The sequence below is a fragment of the Bradyrhizobium sp. P2_E8 genome (assembly GCF_056403875.1).
This window is the reverse complement of the sequence record NZ_JBFUES010000756.1, coordinates 1-3,823: the sequence shown is the minus strand read 5'-3', so window position 1 is coordinate 3,823 and position 3,823 is coordinate 1. Positions and strand designations below refer to the sequence as shown.

Sequence of the window (3,823 nt, the reverse complement as noted above, 5' to 3'; positions counted from 1 at the left end):
ACATTGGCGCTCTTGCCCATGCGAAGCTGTTTTTCGAGCTCGACGCGCAGCGGATCCTTGGCAAAATCATTCGCCTTGACCAGGCGCTGCTCGCCGCTCTCGGTGTCCGTCACCAAAATCGCGGGACGGCGCGCGGCGCGCTCGGCATTGAGTTCGTGCAAAATCGCGAGCTTCACGGCTAGCCGACCTTCTCGACGAAGACGCGGATGGTGCCGCCGCAGGACAGCCCGACATTCCAGGCGGTCTCGTCGGCAACGCCGAATTCCAGCATCTTCGGCTTGCCGCTCTCGATCACGTCCATGGCCTCGGTGACCACGGCGCCCTCGACGCAGCCGCCGGAGACGGAGCCTAAGAACGTGCCCTCGTCGTTGATGACGAGGCTCGAGCCCGCCGGGCGCGGCGCCGAGCCCCAGGTCTCCACCACGGTGGCGAGTGCGACACCACGGCCGGYCTTCTGCCAGTCCTCCGCCGCCTTCAGAATGTCCTCGTCGCGATCGAGCATGGGGTAACCTCTCAAGCTGCGGAACGGATCAGGCTGCGGTGATGCGGCGGCAGCGGCCGGGAGAGCGTCGTGATCAGCTCCTGGATCGAACTCAAATTATGTACCGGGCGGAATTCGTCAACGTGCGGGAGCATCATTTTGATGCCCTGCGCCTTGGCCTCGAAGCCGCCGAAGCGCAGCAGCGGGTTGAGCCAGATCAGCCGCCGGCAGGAGCGGTGCAGCCGGTCCATCTCGAAGGCGAGCCTGGAATCGGCCTCCCGCTCCAGCCCGTCGGAGATCAGGAGCACGATGGCGCCCTGGCTCAGGACGCGGCGCGCCCACAATTTGTTGAAGTTGTGCAGCGAGGCCGAGATCCGCGTGCCGCCGGCCCAGTCCTCGACCGAGGCCGAGCAGCTCGCCAGCGCCTCGTCGGGATCGCGCTGGCGCAACGCGCGGGTGACGTTGGTGAGGCGGGTGCCGAACAGGAACACCGAGACGCGCTTGCGCGCATCGCCGATGGCATGGAGGAAATGCAGGAACAGGCGGGTGTATTCGTTCATCGAGCCCGAGATGTCGAGCAGCGCGACGATCGGCGCCGGCTTCTCGATCCGCCCGAGCCGATGGATGTCGATGATGTCGCCACCGGTGCGCAATGACGCACGCAGCGTGCGGCGCAGGTCGAGGCGCAGGCCTCGCGAATCGGGCCGGTGCCGGCGCGTCAGCAGTTCGGCCTGCGGCAGCCGCATCCGCTCGACGGCGTGCAGGGCCTCGGAGATCTCCGCTGCGCTCATCTGCGCAAAATCCTTCTTCTGAAGGATTTCCTTGTCGGACACCGACAGGCGCAGATCCTGCTCCTGGTGCTGCGGCGTCTCCGTCATGCGCGGCTGCGACATCGCTTCCTGCACGCGCCGCGCGCCGGCCTGCGGCTTCTTCTTGGCCTGATCCGGCAGCGGCACCGAATCCAGCATGTGCTTCCACTCCTCCGAGGCGCGGAAGAACAGGTTGAAGGCCTGCTTGAAGATCAGCGCATGCTCGTGGCGCTTGACGAAGATCGCCTCCAGCGTGGTGAAGACGTCGGCCCGGTTGCCGATGTCGATCACCTCAAGCGCGTTCATGGCATCGATCACCGCACCCGGCCCGACCGGCATGCCCGCCGCGCGCAGCGCGCGGGCGAAGCCGACGATGTTGTCGGCAAACTGCTCGGTCTGCTCGGGTGCCAGGTGGTTGATGGCCATGGGTCCACACTCTCAGCCGTCATTCCGGGGCGCGCCTCTTTGGCGCGAGCCCGGAATCCATTCATCCACTAACTCTGCGGCCCGATGGATTCCGGGTTCGCGCTACGCGCGCACCGGAATGACGGGCGCAATTTGCCGCGAGATCAATCCTCGCTCGTCGCTTCCTTCAGCACCTTCTGCAGGGTGTCGCCCTGCATCCGGGTGATGTCGTCCTGGTACTTGAGCAGCGCGCCCAGCGTGTCGCCGACCACTTGCGGGGTCAGCGAGCGGGCGTCGAGCTCGGACAGCGCGGTGGCCCAGTCGATGGTCTCGGCGACGCCCGGGGACTTGTAGAAATCCTGGTTGCGCAGCGCCTGGACGAAGCGCACGACCTGCTGCGACAGCTTTGCCGAGATTCCGGGCACGCGCGTCTTGACGATCGCAAGCTCGCGCTCGGCGGCGGGATAATCCACCCAGTGATAGAGGCAGCGCCGCTTCAGCGCGTCGTGGATCTCGCGGGTACGGTTGGAAGTGATGATGACGATCGGCGGATGCGGCGCCTTCACGGTGCCGAATTCGGGGATCGTCACCTGGAAGTCGCTGAGGATTTCCAGGAGATAGGCCTCAAACGCCTCGTCGGCGCGGTCGAGCTCGTCGATCAGGAGCACCGGCGGTCCGGCAACGTCGGGCTCCAGCGCCTGGAGCAGCGGCCGCTTGATCATGTAGCGGTCGGCGAAGATGTCGCTCGACAGTTGATCGCGATCGGTGTCGCCGGCGGCTTCCGCCATCCGGATCGCGATCATCTGCGCGGCGCTGTTCCACTCGTAGACCGCCGAGGAGACGTCGAGGCCTTCGTAGCACTGCAGGCGGATCAGCTTCCGCCCCAGCGCCGCGGACAGCACTTTGGCGATCTCGGTCTTGCCGACGCCGGCCTCGCCTTCGAGAAACAGCGGCCGCCCCATGCGCAGCGACAGGTAGGTCACCGTCGCCAGCGATCGCTCCGCGAGGTAACCGCGCGACGTGAGGAGTTCGAGCATCGCATCGACCGATGCCGGCAGGGCCGCTGAAGTCATGAAAGGGCCAGTCTCGTTTACGCCCTCACCGGGGCAAGTCGTTGGGCCAGTTGGTGAGGCCCATCATTCCTTGGCATTGGCGGCGTCGACAGCCCGCCGCGTCAGCACCCCGATGAGGTGCGCGCGGTATTCGGCACTGCCGTGGATGTCGCTGTTGAGACCCTCGGCCGGCACCTCGATGCCGTCGAGCGCCTTCGCCGAGAAGCGCTTCTTTAGGGCTTCCTCGAACGCGGTGACGCGGAACACGCCTTCGGAGCCGGCGCCGGTGACGGCAACGCGCACGTCCGAAGGACGCCGCGCCACGAACACGCCGACCAGCGCGTAACGCGAGGCCTGGTTGCGGAATTTGACGTAGGCGGCCTTCTTCGGCAGCGGGAACATCACCTTGGTGATGATCTCGTCGGCCTCGAGCGCCGTCGTGAACAGCCCCTGGAAATACTCTTCGGCCTTGAGGCGGCGCTTGTTGGTGACGATGGTTGCGCCGAGCGCCAGCACCGCAGCCGGATAGTCCGCGGTCGGATCGTTGTTGGCGAGCGAGCCGCCGATCGTGCCCTTGTGGCGTACGGCGGGATCGCCGATTCCGCCGGCAAGGCTCGCGAGCGCCGGGATCGCTTCGCCGACGATGGCGGAGGTCGCGACCTCAGCGTGTCTGGCGGTGGCGCCGATCACCAGCGAGCGGCCCTTCATCTCGATCGTGTTGAGCCCCTCGATGTGGGAGAGGTCGACCAGATGCGGCGGGCTGGCGAGGCGCTGCTTCATGACGGGAATCAGCGTGTGACCGCCGGCGATCACCTTGGCGTCTTCGTTCTTCACCAGAAGGTTGGCGGCCTGCCGGACCGTCCCGGGGCGATGATATTTGAATTCGTACATCTGAATGTCCTGATCGCGGGATGTGCGCGTGTCGATTTAGGCGAGGTCGGATTTCGCCATCGCCTTGRCGCCGGCGGAGATCGAGGCGACGATGTTCTGGTAGCCGGTGCAGCGGCAGAGATTGCCTTCCAGCTCCTCGCGGATGGTGTGGTCGTCGACCTCGTGCCCCTTGCGATGGACGATGT

At 66.0% G+C, this 3,823-nt stretch carries 5 protein-coding genes and 1 pseudogene; all 6 read right to left on the bottom strand.

What is annotated here, in order from left to right:
* Window positions 1-176, bottom strand: a pseudogene (locus AC1D00_RS31180) (XdhC family protein); the annotation flags it as partial.
* A gap of 2 nt (window positions 177-178) precedes the next feature.
* Window positions 179-502 carry an XdhC family protein gene (locus AC1D00_RS31175; RefSeq protein WP_477013298.1) on the bottom strand — a complete coding sequence of 108 codons (324 nt, stop codon included), beginning with the start codon at window positions 500-502 and terminating at the stop codon, window positions 179-181.
* A gap of 11 nt (window positions 503-513) precedes the next feature.
* Window positions 514-1,716, bottom strand: a complete 1,203-nt coding sequence (locus AC1D00_RS31170) for a vWA domain-containing protein (protein ID WP_135174202.1) — start codon at window positions 1,714-1,716, stop codon at window positions 514-516.
* 143 nt (window positions 1,717-1,859) lie between these two features.
* On the bottom strand, window positions 1,860-2,768 hold the full coding sequence (locus AC1D00_RS31165; RefSeq protein ID WP_135174201.1) for an AAA family ATPase: 909 nt from the start codon (window positions 2,766-2,768) through the stop codon (window positions 1,860-1,862).
* A 63-nt stretch (window positions 2,769-2,831) separates the two neighbouring features.
* Entirely contained in the window at window positions 2,832-3,638 is an 807-nt protein-coding gene (locus tag AC1D00_RS31160; protein ID WP_027548698.1) for an FAD binding domain-containing protein, read from the bottom strand.
* A gap of 36 nt (window positions 3,639-3,674) precedes the next feature.
* The coding region (locus AC1D00_RS31155; RefSeq protein ID WP_477013299.1) for a 2Fe-2S iron-sulfur cluster-binding protein at window positions 3,675-3,823 on the bottom strand (149 nt) is incomplete at its 5' end.